The following is a 15,447-nucleotide window of genomic DNA, read 5'->3' as shown; positions in this document are numbered from 1 at the left end:
AGGCTATGCCTGATTATTCGTTTGTTAATGAGTATGGTAAATCTTCTTTATTAATTCCGCGATTCTTGTTTGGAATGTCATCCATCTCAAAATCAAGAACTGCTCCTTTTATAAGTTCTGTATGGCTAAGCCAGTTTTTAGTATACTCTTTTCCATTAAATTTTAATGATTTTATATACCTGTTTGCAGCACTGTTTTTTGGAGCATTTATTATTATCTGTTTATTGTTCTCCAGATTAATGGTAATTTTTTTGAAAAGCGGTGCTCCCAGTACATATTGGTCTGTAGCTGGTGTGACTGGATAAAAACCCATAGCTGAAAATACATACCAGGCTGATGTCTGCCCATTATCCTCATCGCCACAATAACCATCAGGATTAGGGGTATACAGCCTGTTCATGGTCTCCCTTACCCAATACTGAGCTTTCCACGGCTCACTACCGTGATTATAAAGATATATCATATGTTGTATTGGCTGGTTACCGTGAGCATACTGCCCCATGTTTGCCACCTGCATTTCACGCATTTCATGAATAAACCCTCCGTTAAAACTGTTATTAAATACCGGAGGCATTGAAAAAACACTATCCAGTTGTTTTACAAAAGTCTCTTTACCTCCCATAAGGTCTATAAGTCCCTGAATATCGTGAAATACAGACCAGCTGTAATGCCAACTGTTGCCTTCTGTAAAACCTTCTCCCCAACGAATTGGATCAAAAGGTTTCATAAACTCCCCATTTTGCATTTTTCCACGCATAAGATTATGCGACGGATCAAACAGGTTTTTATAATTTTGGCTCCTTTTTCTATATAAGGCTATTTCCTTTTTAGGTCTCTTTAATGCTTTAGCCAACTGATAGATGGCAAAATCGTCATAAGCATATTCTAAAGTTCTTGCAGCGCTTTCATTCACCACATCATAAGGAACATAACCTAATTGTATATATTGCTCTACACCGGCACGACCTACTGCCTTTAAAGGCCCTGCGTTATTAGCTCCGTGTATTACCGCTTCATAAAGCGTATTAATATCATATTTGTTTTCAGAACCTATTTTAAGATAAGCATCGGCAACTATTGAGGCAGAGTTGTTGCCTACCATAATATCTCTTAACCCCGGACTGGCCCATTCGGGCAGCCATCCGCTTTCTTTATATGCGTTTGCCAAACCAGCCTGAATTTCTGAATTCTGTTCAGGAAAGACTAGATTAAGAAATGGAAATAAAGAACGAAACGTATCCCAAAAACCAGTATCTGTGTACATATACCCAGACAAAACATTCCCATTATAAGGGCTATAATGCATTACATTTCCGTTAGCATCATACTCATAGAATTTACGAGGGAAAAGCATGGAGCGGTATAAACAGGAATAAAAAGTAGTAGTTTGGGCTGCGGTTCCACCTTCTGGTACTATTCTTCCCAGATTTTCATTCCAAACAGACTTCGCTTTTTCCTTTAGCTGATCGAAAGAATTGTTTCCTATTTCTTTAAGGTTTATTTCAGCCTGTTCAAAACTTATAAATGATGATGCCACTTTAGCATTAACCTGTTCTCCCTGTTTTGTTTTAAAACCAATTACAGCTCCTGTATGATTTGCTTTAAGTTCCATCTCTTTTACCAAATCATCTCCGTTAAAAGCTGAAGAAGTTGTAAAGCTCTTATCAAAAACAATTACAAAGTAGTTTTTAAAATTTTGAGGTACCCCTCCACTATTCTTTGTGGTATAACCAATAATTTTATTTTCTTCAGGTATTATTTTTATATAAGATCCGTTATCAAATGCATCAACAATTATATAAGCTTCATCTGTTTTAGGAAAAGTAAATCTAAAACGTGCTGCCCTTTCTGTAGGGGTTATTTCAGTTGTTATATTATGATCTGCCAGATAAACACTATAATAATATGGTGTTACCGTTTCTGCCTTGTGAGAAAACCAACTTTGCCTTTCATCCTCTTTAAATCTAAGTTCTCCTGTTATTGGCATAATAGAAAACTGTCCGTAATCATTCATCCATGGAGAAGGCTGATGGGTTTGTTTAAAACCTTTAATTTTTGTTGCATTATAGGTGTATGTCCAACCATCTCCAATGCCTCCTGTTTGGGGAGTCCAAAAATTCATACCCCACGGCATGGCTATAGCGGGATATACATTCCCGTTTGAGACATGATAATCAGAGTCTGTACCCATTAACGGACTCACCCATTCTACGGGTGTTCTACTATCGCTAACAGGTACAGTCTGACCACTACTAGTAACAGATGCGGTTACTATTACTAACCCTAACAAAATATTTTGTATACTTAATCTTTTCAACTTATCAATTAATTTATTGAATTGATTACTTCCTGATTTGCTGCCCTAACTTCTGAAAAATTCATTTTATCAATCTTTCTGTCATAGGTCATAAAACCATTAACCTCTCCTTCAACATCTGTTGTTTGAGTATATACAGCTCCTGAAAATCCTGACTTTGCAAGTTTTTTCAATAAATCTGTATATTCAATGTATTTAGCAGTAGTCTCGTTTTTATTTTTAAACTGGGTATACCCCCAGTTCTTATCTGTTTGCCATAAGTGCCCTTCAATAGGAAGACCGATACCTCCATACTCTCCTAATACAGTTATCCTTCTTGCATCATACAATAATAAGTTAGGTTGCGGGTAATGGTGTATATCCAGAATATCTCCTGTTTGGAAATGATTACCTCCACTAGCCGAATTTACCAGCCTGCTTGGGTCATACTTCTTTGTCCATTCAGTAATTTCAACAGTTTTAAATTGTCCCCATGCTTCATTAAACGGAACCCATACTACAATACTTGGATAAGAGTATAAGTTATCCATAATCTCTTTCCATTCTTTTCTGTAGTATTCTTCAGACTGTGCCGTTCTCTTCAGTTCAGTACCCTCAAAATAATTATGCATTTGCCATATAGGTCCGTCATCTCCGCTTGGCATATCCTGCCAAACTAAAATTCCTAACCTATCGCAGTGTGTATACCATCTTTGCGGTTCAACTTTAACGTGTTTACGAATCATATTAAACCCTAGCTCTTTAGTTCGTACTATATCATACTTTAAAGCCTCATCTGTTGGTGCTGTATATAAACCATCAGGCCACCAACCCTGATCTAAAGGTCCAAACTGAAAACAATCCTTATTATTAAGCTGCATTCTTACTATACCACTATCATCGCGCTTAGATGAAATTTTACGCATAGCAAAATAGCTCTTTACTTCATCCTGTACTTTACCTCCGCTTATAAGTTTAACTCTGGTATCATAAAGAAACGGAGAATCCGGAGACCATAGTTTTGGATTATTTAAAATTATATCAACCGATTGTCCCGCAACACTTTTTGAGGAAGCAATAACGGTATTTCCCTCATATACAGTTACTTCAACAATATCTCCCTTATCAGCACCTTCAACTTCACTTAAAATAGTTATAGTGTTAGTATCAATGTTAGGAGTTGATTTTAATTTCTCAATATGTTTTTTATTAACGGGTTCAAGCCATACCGTTTGCCATATACCTGTTACCGGTGTATACCAAATTCCTTCCGGATTTTTAACCTGCTTTCCTCTTGGTTGAGGTCCATCGTTTGACGGGTCCCAAACCTTAACTTTTAATTTATTTGATTTACCATTTAAAAATGGTGTGATATTAAAGGAGAAAGGACTAAACCCTCCTGTATGAACACCTACTTTTACATCATTAATCCACACTTCGGCTTTCCAGTCCACTGCTCCAAAGTGTAATAAGATATCTTTATTTTTCCAGTTACTATCTACAGAAAAAGTGGTTTCATACCAAAGTTCATTTGCCGAGCCAACCTCTTTCATAACTCCCGACAGGCTTGACTCTACAGCAAAGGGAACAAGTATTTTCCCATCATATTTTGAAGGGGCAGTTTTTCCTATCGGCTGAATTGCATAATCCCAAAGCCCGTTAAGATTTTTCCATTTGTCACGTTCCATTATAGGGCGCGGGTATTCCGGTAGTGTTTTATTTGGGTCTACTTGCTCTGCCCATTTAGTTTTTATTTTATTTCCTTGCGGCTGCCATTGTTGAGCATTAACAACATGGGTAGCAACAAGGGCAATTATTGTAACAATATATTTTTTCATTATTATTTTACTTTCTCATTAATAACTTTTGCAATCGCTTTTTCAACTATAGGTTCCATTATGGCATAACCTTCCCTGTTAGGATGTACACCATCTTCACCAAGTTCTTTTTTTAATCCAAGTTCGCTATTTACCATAACTGAATAATAATCTACATAAGGAATATTATTATTTTTAGCATAACTTTTAAGCATTGCGTTAAGTTTGACTACTTTTGGACCCGGATTTTTTCCCGGACTCCAGGGGAAATCAGAAGCCGGCAGTACTGAACATAGTATTACTTTTATACCATTAGCCTTTGCCAACTCTGCCATAGAAAAGATATTTCCTGCTGTTTGTTCTAAAGATATTGGTCCTGTATTTTCGGCAATATCATTGATACCCGCCAAAATCACAACAACTTTTGGCTCTAAGTCAATTACATCCTGCCTGAATCGAAGAAGCATTTGCGGCGTGGTTTGCCCGCTTATCCCTCTATCTATATATGATTTACCTTCAAAAAAAGAAGGGCTTGTTCTTAGCCATCCTTCAGTAATGGAATTCCCCATAAATACCACTCTCTTTTCCATCGCCTTAGGTTTTCCCAATCTTATATTTTCTTTTTCATATTTTTTTAAGTTAGCCCAATCCTGTGCATTTGTATTCTGAAATCCAAACACAACAAAAAGTGCCATCAGGAAAATTATTTTTTTCATGTATATTTTATATGCGTATATTGTTTAGCTGGTTTAATAAAAAGATTAACCGCCGTTAGAATAAACTCCTGCCGGCGGTTACATATTTAATCTAATAATTGCTCTTCATGAAGTTTTGCAGCTGCTTCGATAAGCATAACGCCACTTAATTGCGTTGTTAAATCAGTAGTTCCTGTTGGTGTGTTTTTCCAGTTTGGTCCGCACATCATTGAAGGTCTTAACAGACCATCATTATAAAAAGTAGTTGCATTAAATCGTAAGAAACTTACAAAACTGCTACGATCTGTAGAGTTTAAAGAAGATACTTCTATAAGCTCAGTAAAATATCTCACTAAAATACCTTTAAATAATCCGCCATCTCCCTGGCCTTCATCTTTTAAGATACCTTCTGTTGTTAGTTGCGGGCTAATAATTAATGTTTTTGCAGACTTAACAGCATCAGTTAAATAAGACTGATCACCCGTTGCATTATATAACCATACACCTGCTCCAATATATGTCCCCATATTATATGTAAACACCCAATCAGAATTTACAACCGGAGTACCTTCAGGACCATCAGATGAAATGTTATCCCACACTATACCATTGGATGGGTTTACAAGAGTGCTTTTTTGCCAATCATAGATTTTTTGAGCCCAAACAAGATCATCAGGATTCTGGTCTATTTCATATAATCGCATCGCTAATATTGCTGCTGGTGCATTAGAAACGGCATTTTTTTGATAAGGTGTATCCTGCTTCCATGTAATACCACCGCCAAAAACATCATCACTCCAACTCTGTTTTATTATTCCCCATAATTCCAAGGCTACATCTTTGTAATCCTCATCATTAGTAGCATTATAAGCACGAACACAAGCATTTGCCAACCATATCATATCGTCGTTAAATACATTGTTATAGGTGCCTCCGTTCTTAACCTTTATACCATCAAGAAGAGCCTTCATTTTAGGAACATAATTTTCATCACCAGTACGTAAATATCCGTCTGTCAATACATGAAGTGCATGGGCATTTGGCCAGTAGTGAAATGTTGAATTACCGGCATTGTTTTGTACAAAAGTTCCGTTTGAACCTAAAAAAGTATTATAGGTAGCAGCCTGTAATGAATCAGCAGTCTGAGCCCAGGTATATTCAAATTCCTGTCCTCCTCCTAAAGAAGGATCATTTAACGGAATAGGGTCATCATCACACGAAGTAACTAAAGCACCTAAACCCAAAACGAATACTGCCGCATATTTTTGTATCGAAAATAAACTTTTCATATTAAATGTTTTTCATCCTTCGCTGCTACACAGCGAAGGATATTTTTTATTATTAAAGTACTGTAAAGCTATGTGTATATGCCGGTATTGTTGCGCCAAAATCTATTTTAGCATTAACATTACTCATGTCTACCGGTGTGGCAAATTTGAAACAGTTATTCCAAAAATCATTCGTTACCGGAACCATATACCAGTATGATTCTGAAGAATTTTCATCCGGTCTGTTGTTGTCTGCATTAACACTACCAAACCATTCTTCTGTAGTCTCTCCGTCAGTTACTACAGTGAATTTAAATTTATAACGCTCATCTCTTCCCCAAGATTCCTGCTTAAACTCAATATATTCATTTAAAGCTTCCCATGTTCCGTGACCTGCGTAATTATATTCAAATAAATATTCACTCAATGGAGGGAACCATAATTCAATTTTTTGTATTTCAGTAATTTCTGTAGATCCATCACTAAAGTCAACCCTAATTCTGTATACTTTAGTTTCATCACTATAAGTAGTAGATCCGTCTTGTTTTAAATCACCATCATTTATATAAAATACTTCAGGAGTTCCGTTTATACGTGTAATAAAACTGTATTCACCTGCCTGTAACTGGGTGTAAATCTCAAAGGTTGAAACTCCGGTCTTTTTAAAAGGAATTGCATTTTCAACTACATCACCTTCTTCAGAAGCTGAACCTGTAATAAATAACTGATCTGGAGGTGAAAAACCACCCGGACGTAAAACTTCGATAGTACGGTAAACAGAAGCCATCATAAAGTTTATTCCTTTAGATGAGCGAACTGTCCATTTTAATTTCCCTGTAGTTTCAGGCTCAATGCCTGCTAAACCTGCAATTGTGTTAAGTTTCGTAAAAGAAAGATTCAACGTTTTTTGAAATCCGTTACCATCAGAAGGGATAACATAAACCGGGTTAGAAAAATCGCCGTTCTCTTTATCAAAAACAACATCATAAAGTACAACACCATTATCTTCGGCATACGCTCCCTGCCACTCAAATAAGGCAGAACTTTGTGCACCTAAATCATAGAATTTATTGTCTTCAGGTAAGTATAATGCTTCAACAGCCGAAACATTAGTATGACTTACGGCATCATCATCCGAGCATCCTGTAGCCATAACAGCTAAAAACAGGAATAATAATTTTGTATATAAATTTTTCATATTGATTGTTTTTAAGTTTTAAATTTTTTACCAACCAGGATTTTGAGTTAAATTACTGTTTATCAATCTCTCATCACGAGGTATAGGCCATAAATAGTGCTTACCTGGATCAAAAGTTCTAAGGTTTGCCCTTATATATCCATTATCCTGAGACTCTATTCCGTACTGAGCACCATGAGCCCATCCGTTAAGTACATCTTCTGCTATTTTCCACCTTCTGATATCAAAAATCCTTAAGCCTTCCATAGCAAATTCTGAACGTCTCTCATTTCTTACCACATCCCTTAACTGAGCCTGGTTTAAAGAACTATCAAAATTTAATGCTAATGCATCTGTAAATCCGGCTCTTTCTCTTAATGCCCCAATAGTAATATCCCAAACACTGCTGTCCATCTGGCCAAGTTCATTTTTAGCTTCAGCGTACATTAACAATACATCTGCATAGCGAATAAGCATTAGGTTAAGACCTGACTGTAAAGAAGATAAATGCTGAGGATCAAAATATTTACGTGTGTAATATCCGGTAGGACTTGCTGATGAACCAGGAACATACTCGTCCGGAGCATCATCACCCGGAAAAGTTCCCGGCTTTATATAAATAGTACTTGAAGTTCCGTCTCCATTATCCCAATCATATAAATGATATACCACAGTACCTGTTAATCTTGGATCCCTGTTTACATAAGGATTTTGTTCATCGTACCCTGAATCCTGATCATTAATCTTATGTCCGTTTAGCATAAGGTAACTATCAACCAGTTCCTGTGTAGGGGCTAAAGCATTAAGCCTTGCACCAACAGATAAAGGAGCCATATCAAAAAACTCTCCCCACATTCTGTCCTGAGGAACATATTGAATACTTAGGATATCTTCACTATTGTATTCATTTTGAGGAAGAAAAATACCGCTATACGAATTAAACAGACTGTAATCACCATATTGGCCATTCATTAACTGTTCTGTCGCTTCAACAACTTCATCCCATCTTTCTTCATATAAAAGTACTCTTGCTTTTAGGGCAAGTGCAGCCCCCGAGGTTACTCTACCCCTATCCTGAGGTGCATATTGTGAATTTGTAGGCAATATTTCTATAATGTCATCCAGTTCATTTAATACAAACTCAACAACCTGCGCATGAGAAGTACGTGTAATTGAAGTAGCTTCTTCCAGAGACGGGTCGTGATCCAGTAATGGTATATCTCCAAACCATGTAGTTAATTGAAAGTGTTGAAAAGCTCTTAAAAAACGAGCTTCTGCCTTAAATCTTTCAATTGTCTCTACATCACTTGTTGATATCCTGTCTATATTCTGAAGTAATAAATTACAGGTTTTTATTCCGGCATATCTCGTATTCCATTCATCTTTTAACCTTGCTAACGAAGGGTCATATATACCGGCAGCTATAGAAGCAACACCTGCCACATCCCCCCTGCCATTATAAGCATTATCAGACAAACCTTCGTTGTAAAAGAAATAATTACTGTTCTGCATCTGAGAATAAGCAGTATTTAATACCGTAGATGCATTCTCAATACTTGTCCAGTAGTTTGAATCGGTAAACTGATTTTCCGGTGCAAGATCTAACGGCTCACAACCCACTACCATTAAGGCTGCAAGAGGAACAAGAAAAAGTTTATTTAAAATTCTGTTTTTCATTTTCATTTTTTTATAGAGTTATATCTAAGCCTAAACCTACATAAACCATTGTAGGATAAGCTCTTCCGCTATTAGCTCCTGATGCCGTCATATTACTGTTAAATTCTGAAAGTTCAGGATCTACAAATTTAACTTTAGATAATGTAAATAGGTTTTGACCTGAAGCATACATACGGAATTTTTCAACACCTATTTGTTTAGCTGCACTATCAGGAAGTGAATAACCAATCTGAATATTTTTAAGCCTTAAATAGGCACCGTCATAAAGATACATATCAGATCCTCTTCTAAAGTTATTGGTATTAGACTGAGTACCATTATTTGCTAAACGAGGATATTTTGCATCAGGGTTTTGTGGTGTCCAGTAATCCAATTGATGTGTATACATGGTCATACCATAATTATAATGAAATGGTTCAACTAATTCACCTCTTATCATCATTGTTCTTTTACCTACACCCTGAACAAATATTCCCAAATCAAAGTTTTTATAACCTAAATTATAAGTAACTCCATAAGTATATCTTGGGAATGGATTACCAAAAATGAATTTATCGTTATCATCAATTTTTCCGTCTTTATTAAGGTCAACATATCTGTTATCCCCAGGCTGTACACTTACACCAACAGGAACAGCTGCTCCTTGAATTTCTTCCCAACTTTGGAAGTAACCATCTCTCATCAACCCTACATAAGAGTTATATGGAAGCCCTTCACGTAAAATAACCTGCATTTCTTCAAGGTTTGTTAACCTTTCCTGACCTCCGTTAAAGTCAAGCACTTTATTTTTTGAATCACCAACATTTACAGTAAGGCTGTGATTAAAAACTTCACCTGAATGTCTGTAAGTTAGACTTACCTCCCATCCTTTACTACCAACTTCTGCAGAGTTAAAATCAGGAAGACCAGTTCCAAAGACACCCGGCACCTGAGGTGGTACAAGTATATCTCTGGTAACTTTATTAAAATAATCAAAAGTTAAACTAAGAGCTCCTTTAAAAAAGTCAGCATCAAGACCAATATTAAAAGTAGAGGCTTTTTCCCACTGGATATTCTGATTAGCAAAATTATATCCTGTACCGGTTACACCTGTATTGTTAAAGCCATAGGCATTTTGAAAAGTAAAGTAAGTAGTTTGAAACTGATAATTTCCAACATTTTGATTTCCTACTACACCGTATGAAGACCTTAGTTTAAGATTACCTACATTAGAGCGGTAACTTTCCATAAAATCCTCACGGGTCACATTATAACCAACTGTTACAGAAGGAAAGAATCCCCAACGTATGTCTTTTCTGAATTTAGATGAACCATCATATCTAAAACTGAATTCAGTAAAATATTTATTTTCAAAATCATAAGAAACACGTCCAAACAATGAATTAAGACTGTTTTTTGATGAGCTTTGATTAGAATTATATGAGTTTTCACTAATAACTGTTTCACTTGTAGGAGTTCCTAGATCAGGATCTGTATAAAGCTTATAAATACCCGTTCCTCTATCAGAATGATTTTCATTAGAAACACCAACTAGTACATCTACATAATGCTTATCTGCAAATGTATTGGTATATTCTGCCATAAACTGAGTATTAAGATCTAAACTCTTACGGCTTTCATCGTTTGTATTCCTGTCTGCTCCATAAATACCCCCTGGTTGAAAATTAACTGTCTGGACTCTGCTGTACATAGTATTAGACCAAGATCTTCCTCCAAAAATACCTTTTAATTTAACGTTATCTGTCAATTTAAGTTCGGCATTGATAGTACCGAAAATATCATCATTATCATATCTTCTAAATCCACCTTCTTCTAAAACCCCTAATGGGTTAAACTGCTGAAGGACATCATTAGTAAGGTAGTTTCCGTTTTCATCTTTTTGAGTATAATATAATGGTACCCTAAAAGCATCTACCATCAATGTACCTGTAGAGTAAGAATGGTCTGTAATTTTTTGTTTCGCATAAGCTATAGAAGACGTTAGCTTAAATCTGTTGTACTCATTTACAAGATTAATCCTGTAGTTATAACGTTCCATTCCTTTAGAAGGACCAACGAAAGTACTCCTTTGATCTAAATAACCTGCAGAAACAAGATAGCTTGAATTTTCATTACCTCCCGATACCGAGAAATTATGATTTTGTTGTAATGCAGGCTTAACTATTTCTTCGGCAAACCATTCAGTATCACCATTTGCCTTCATAGTTGCAATTTCATCTGCCGTAAAAACAGCACTGGACTCTCCTGAGTTATAGGCAGCTTCATTCCTTAGCATAGCATTTTCATAACCGTGAACAGGTTTTGTAAAATAATGTGGAGAATTAAAACCAACAAGAGTATTATACTGTACTGTCATTTTTGAATTCTTTTTTCCTTTACGTGTAGTTATAAGGATTACCCCATTACTGGCTCTTGAACCGTAAATTGCTGTACTACCGGCATCTTTAAGAACTGATACACTTTCTATATCTGCAGGATTTAAAGAATTTATATCTCCCCCCACAATACCGTCTATTACAACTAAAAGACTGTTATTACCAAGTGTACCAATACCCCTGATATTTATATTAAGTGGTGCGCCGGGCTCAGAGTTGGTTTGCTGAATTGTTAAACTCGGCGATTTCCCCTGAAGTGCCTGAGTTGTATTTACAACAGCCCTACCATTAAAGGCTTCATTGTTTACCTGATCAACAGCTCCAATAACCTTACCTCTCTTCTGGGTACCATATCCTATTACTACAACCTCTTCAAGATTTGTAGAGGAATCCTGCATGACAATTGTAATGTTCGGGCCTTCACTGGCCTTCTTCTCAATCGTTTGCATTCCTATATAAGAAAAAACAATTACAGATTCTGATGAAGAAACTTCAATTGAATAGTTTCCATCCAAATCTGTTTGTATAGCATTCGTAGTTCCTTTTTCAGAAACTGTAACACCTGGTAAAGTGACACCTGTGGCATCACTTACCGTACCTGATACCCTTACCTGGGTTTGGGCAAAAGCCGAAGAAGAAAATAATAGCAGTAGTGATAAGGTAAGTAAAGTGCTTTTTAAATTACACCCTTCCCTTATTTTTAGCAAATCTCTGCTTTGCCGAAAATTTTTAAAAGTAGTTTTGATTTTCATTAAGTTGATTGTTAACTAGGAATAATTAATTAAGGTTTAAAACAAATGTACTAAAACGATTTAGTAAAACAAATATTTTTTCATTAAGCAAATTAATTATGTTAAATTATCAATCAAGTGTTAAATAATACCTGACTTTTTAAAAATAATACAATGATATCAGCGAAGTACAGAATTATTTTTTTTGAAATTATGTTTTTATTCAAAATAAAATTTAACGTATTCTTAATTTTAAGGAGTAAAATTTTAAATTAAGAAAAACTAAATTCTTAAAATAGCTGCTTTGGCTTTGATGATTCTCTAATCTTCAATTCTGTGTTTAGAATAATCTTTTGAGGTTTGTCGTCTATTTTTTTTAGCAGATTAAGCATTATCTTCATAAGCTCCTCTCCTATTTCATAGAGAGGTTGTGCAACTGCAGTTATGGTAGGATTACAAATAGAGAAGAACTCATTATCGTCAAATGTTACCACACCAAAATTCTTTTTTAATGCATCACAGTCTGATTTAAGTGACTCCAACCCTCTAAGAGCAAGATAATTTGTAGAGAAAAACAATGAATCCAGTTCAGGATTATCAGCAACAAAAGAATAAATTAAATCTCTACTAATTTGTGTACTGCTTTCATTGTAAGGTATAGATAAAATGCTTGAAACAAGACCATTGTCAGAAATAGCTCTTTTATAACCGTTTAAACGATCAAGCATTTGTGTTTGAGAAGTATCAGTAGTAATAAAACCTATTTTCCTGTATTGATTCTTTATTAAATGTTCTGTAGCGTTATAAGCGGCTTCATCATTATTTACAATAACAATATTACTATTTAAATCAGAAAAATATCTGTCAAGAAGTACAACAGGTATATTTTCTTCAATAAGCTGTTCAATTACGCCCTGCATTCCCGGAGAAGGAACAATTATAAATCCGTCTACCATCCTGAAATTAAACAGGCGAATAAGCTCTTCAGATTTATTGTCATCATTCTCATTACTGCAAAAAATTACTTTGTAACCTTTTTCATAAGCCATATCTTCAATAATCCTGGCTAATTTGCTGAAGAAGTTATTTGAGATATCTTCAACCATAAAAACCAGGATTTTTGATTTTCCTGTCCGAAGGCTCTGAGCTATTTGGTTAGGCCTGTAATTTGTTTTTTTTACATAGTCCAAAACCTTTTGAGTCATCTCTTTAGAGATATGTTTCTCTTCTGCTTTACCATTAAGTACAAATGAAACTGTAGTAACAGATATATTGAGGGCCGTTGCAATACTCTTAATTGATACTTGTTTCTTTTTCATGTTATACAATGACGATAAGGTGATAGTTGTGTTTTATTTTATGCAATAATACGTTAATTTATAACTAAAATGATAAAACATCTTCAAAAACAAAAAACTATTGACGCTAAATTCATAATATATTAAGTTTAAAATTCCGCTTTTTTGAGAGTGGTTTTATATTTGATTTCAACTCTTAGTGGTATATAAAATATTTTAAATATTTCCAAAACATAACTTATATGATACTCTATCTTTTGAACAGTGATTTAATTTGCCTAATGAAATACCTGAAAAAATTCACACAGGACGAACGTCTGAAATACATTAAAAAAGGACTACATGAGAACGTTAATTTTTCAGAAGATCTCTCTTTAGAATATCCTTCATTAATAAAATCCAACCATTCCTCTAATAATAATTTTAAATCGTTCATGTTGATGGTGTTTTATCCAGATACATAAAATTCCGGATTTGAGAAAGTGACTTCAAAAATCCCATAAATTTCAGATTGTTCCAGAAAATCATGATCATATGGCTCGTTTTGCTGGATTGAATTTATTTCCCATATCAAAGCTTCGATTTCGTTTCGATGAAGGAAGAAAATAAAAGATAGATTTTTACAGATTCCAATCGCTTCATTGGTGTCAAAAATATACCTGATACGACCACCATCTATTGTAATTTTATAAAATTTTATATTATATTCTTCGCTTTTACTCATGATAAGTATTTTACAATTGTCAGATGTGAAATATAGTTATATTATAACACTTGTGTTAGCAGATAATGTTCAATTATTTTATTTCGATATTAAGAAAAATTTCCTAAGGTCACTATCTCCGATAATTTAGGATAGTAACTTTTTGCAGGGGAAGGTATGTTATTGTACTTAACTATTCCTGAAGTCTAACCATTCATCTAAAAGTTGCTTCATATCTGAAAAACTAATTATCAATTGATTATCAATAATAATATTGGGTGGAACTATTTCTATGCCATCTTCGTCACTAGCTGCAGCATTATCTAATGAAAAAAAATGCTCATAATATTCTCCGTTTTCAGCATTATTAATTTCATCAATTAATCCCTCACATTCAAGCTTGTCCATTATATATAATTTGAATGCTAAACGATTAAAATCAGGATTTTGTCCAGTGTGATAACATTCATAATCAACTCTATTATTATTCAAAACTTTTAAAAACTCTAATTGATATTGCTCTCTCTTTGTCATATTTTTTTTTAAATTTTAATGTAAATAAATATAAACGTTAAGATTTCTCATTATTCTATTATACTTAGTATCAGTTAAAACTTCTTCAATATTTAATACTCTATACAGGAGGATTATCCAATGCTTTTACTTTCTCTTTATAAGCCGAAGGTAAAACTATCGATTTCAAAATATTATCGGAATTTAAAACTTTTGCAAGTTTATATAAAGATAACCCTGTATTGCTAATAAACCCTGTATTTTTTATTCTAAGCATTTCCTTAACTTCAACAGGGATTACAGTTCGCTGTACTTCAAGCAGTATTCTATATCTTACAGGACCAAGATGTTTTCTATATTGCCTGAATAAATCATCGGTATAATGACTATACTTCATATTTTGTGATAAATGCTCCTGTCGCATACTCTGCCACTCTTCATAATTTAAAGGGAGCCCTTTTAATCCCATCAGCAGTCCTACCCTATTAAATACATTAAACACTTCCCTCTTCTCCTCTATTGTTAGTTTACGTTCCAACACTTCAAAAGATTTTATGGAATAAGCTATCAGCATAAAAAGCACATCCCTGTATGCCCAATCCGGTATTTTAGACTGTCTGTTAGTTTCTACCTGTGAATGTATGGCTGCAATTGAGTTAATTGCCTTTATGGCTGATTCTTTTTCCGCAAATACAATTAATCTTGCATAAGCAACTGTAGAAAAAAGACGGCCCAAAGGATCTTTAGGTAGCTTACCTGTAAAATACAGCCAGTCTACCGCCTTGTTTAGGGCAAACTCTGCAGAGGCCCCTGCGAATATAAAAATAATGGTATCGCTCTTACCCCATATCTTTCTTACTATAGAATTTTTAGGTACAAAATATTCTGTGTCCATGT

General features: G+C 34.7%; 11 protein-coding genes. All 11 read right to left on the bottom strand.

Translation table 11 applies throughout. The annotated features are described in order from the left end of the window. Window positions 1-13: 13 nt before the first annotated feature. Window positions 14-2,317, bottom strand: coding sequence for a GH92 family glycosyl hydrolase (locus tag NU09_RS02930; RefSeq protein ID WP_262708007.1), 2,304 nt, complete (start codon window positions 2,315-2,317; stop codon window positions 14-16). 8 nt (window positions 2,318-2,325) lie between these two features. Beyond that, window positions 2,326-4,134 (bottom strand): glycoside hydrolase family 2 protein, encoded by a 1,809-nt coding sequence (locus tag NU09_RS02925; protein ID WP_129749761.1) that lies wholly within the window; start codon window positions 4,132-4,134, stop codon window positions 2,326-2,328. Window positions 4,135-4,136: 2 nt separating this feature from the next. Continuing rightward, complete coding sequence (locus tag NU09_RS02920; protein WP_129749760.1) at window positions 4,137-4,829, bottom strand: SGNH/GDSL hydrolase family protein; 693 nt, start codon at window positions 4,827-4,829, stop codon at window positions 4,137-4,139. 86 nt (window positions 4,830-4,915) lie between these two features. After that, window positions 4,916-6,097: a glycoside hydrolase family 76 protein gene (locus NU09_RS02915; RefSeq protein ID WP_129749759.1), complete on the bottom strand. Its 1,182-nt coding sequence runs from the start codon at window positions 6,095-6,097 to the stop codon at window positions 4,916-4,918. 52 nt (window positions 6,098-6,149) lie between these two features. Then, complete coding sequence (locus NU09_RS02910) at window positions 6,150-7,274, bottom strand: SusE domain-containing protein (protein WP_129749758.1); 1,125 nt, start codon at window positions 7,272-7,274, stop codon at window positions 6,150-6,152. A 27-nt stretch (window positions 7,275-7,301) separates the two neighbouring features. After that, complete coding sequence (locus NU09_RS02905; protein WP_207209746.1) at window positions 7,302-8,930, bottom strand: RagB/SusD family nutrient uptake outer membrane protein; 1,629 nt, start codon at window positions 8,928-8,930, stop codon at window positions 7,302-7,304. A 10-nt stretch (window positions 8,931-8,940) separates the two neighbouring features. After that, entirely contained in the window at window positions 8,941-12,057 is a 3,117-nt protein-coding gene (locus NU09_RS02900) for a SusC/RagA family TonB-linked outer membrane protein (RefSeq protein WP_129749756.1), read from the bottom strand. A 269-nt stretch (window positions 12,058-12,326) separates the two neighbouring features. After that, window positions 12,327-13,355: a LacI family DNA-binding transcriptional regulator gene (locus tag NU09_RS02895; RefSeq protein WP_129749755.1), complete on the bottom strand. Its 1,029-nt coding sequence runs from the start codon at window positions 13,353-13,355 to the stop codon at window positions 12,327-12,329. Between the two features lie 427 nt (window positions 13,356-13,782). Then, the gene (locus NU09_RS02890; protein ID WP_129749754.1) at window positions 13,783-14,058 is read right to left on the bottom strand and encodes a hypothetical protein; all 276 of its coding nucleotides are present in this window, start codon (window positions 14,056-14,058) and stop codon (window positions 13,783-13,785) included. A gap of 168 nt (window positions 14,059-14,226) precedes the next feature. After that, window positions 14,227-14,571, bottom strand: coding sequence for a hypothetical protein (locus NU09_RS02885; protein ID WP_129749753.1), 345 nt, complete (start codon window positions 14,569-14,571; stop codon window positions 14,227-14,229). Between the two features lie 100 nt (window positions 14,572-14,671). Further along, complete coding sequence (locus NU09_RS02880; protein WP_129749752.1) at window positions 14,672-15,445, bottom strand: oxygenase MpaB family protein; 774 nt, start codon at window positions 15,443-15,445, stop codon at window positions 14,672-14,674. Between the last annotated feature and the right edge of the window lie 2 nt (window positions 15,446-15,447).

This window comes from Flavobacterium beibuense (assembly GCF_004151245.1).
In the GTDB taxonomy this organism is placed as follows: Bacteria; Bacteroidota; Bacteroidia; order Flavobacteriales; family Flavobacteriaceae; genus Flavobacterium; species Flavobacterium beibuense_A.
This window is presented reverse-complemented; position numbering and strand designations above follow the sequence as displayed.

Coding starts and splice junctions, on each gene's coding strand:
- NU09_RS02895 (WP_129749755.1), bottom strand. CDS start 13,355: ATGAAAAAGAAACAAGTATCAATTAAGAGTATTGCAACGGCCCTCAAT.
- NU09_RS02920 (WP_129749760.1), bottom strand. CDS start 4,829: ATGAAAAAAATAATTTTCCTGATGGCACTTTTTGTTGTGTTTGGATTT.
- NU09_RS02925 (WP_129749761.1), bottom strand. CDS start 4,134: ATGAAAAAATATATTGTTACAATAATTGCCCTTGTTGCTACCCATGTT.
- NU09_RS02900 (WP_129749756.1), bottom strand. CDS start 12,057: ATGAAAATCAAAACTACTTTTAAAAATTTTCGGCAAAGCAGAGATTTG.
- NU09_RS02905 (WP_207209746.1), bottom strand. CDS start 8,930: ATGAAAAACAGAATTTTAAATAAACTTTTTCTTGTTCCTCTTGCAGCC.
- NU09_RS02910 (WP_129749758.1), bottom strand. CDS start 7,274: ATGAAAAATTTATATACAAAATTATTATTCCTGTTTTTAGCTGTTATG.
- NU09_RS02885 (WP_129749753.1), bottom strand. CDS start 14,571: ATGACAAAGAGAGAGCAATATCAATTAGAGTTTTTAAAAGTTTTGAAT.
- NU09_RS02880 (WP_129749752.1), bottom strand. CDS start 15,445: ATGGACACAGAATATTTTGTACCTAAAAATTCTATAGTAAGAAAGATA.
- NU09_RS02890 (WP_129749754.1), bottom strand. CDS start 14,058: ATGAGTAAAAGCGAAGAATATAATATAAAATTTTATAAAATTACAATA.
- NU09_RS02915 (WP_129749759.1), bottom strand. CDS start 6,097: ATGAAAAGTTTATTTTCGATACAAAAATATGCGGCAGTATTCGTTTTG.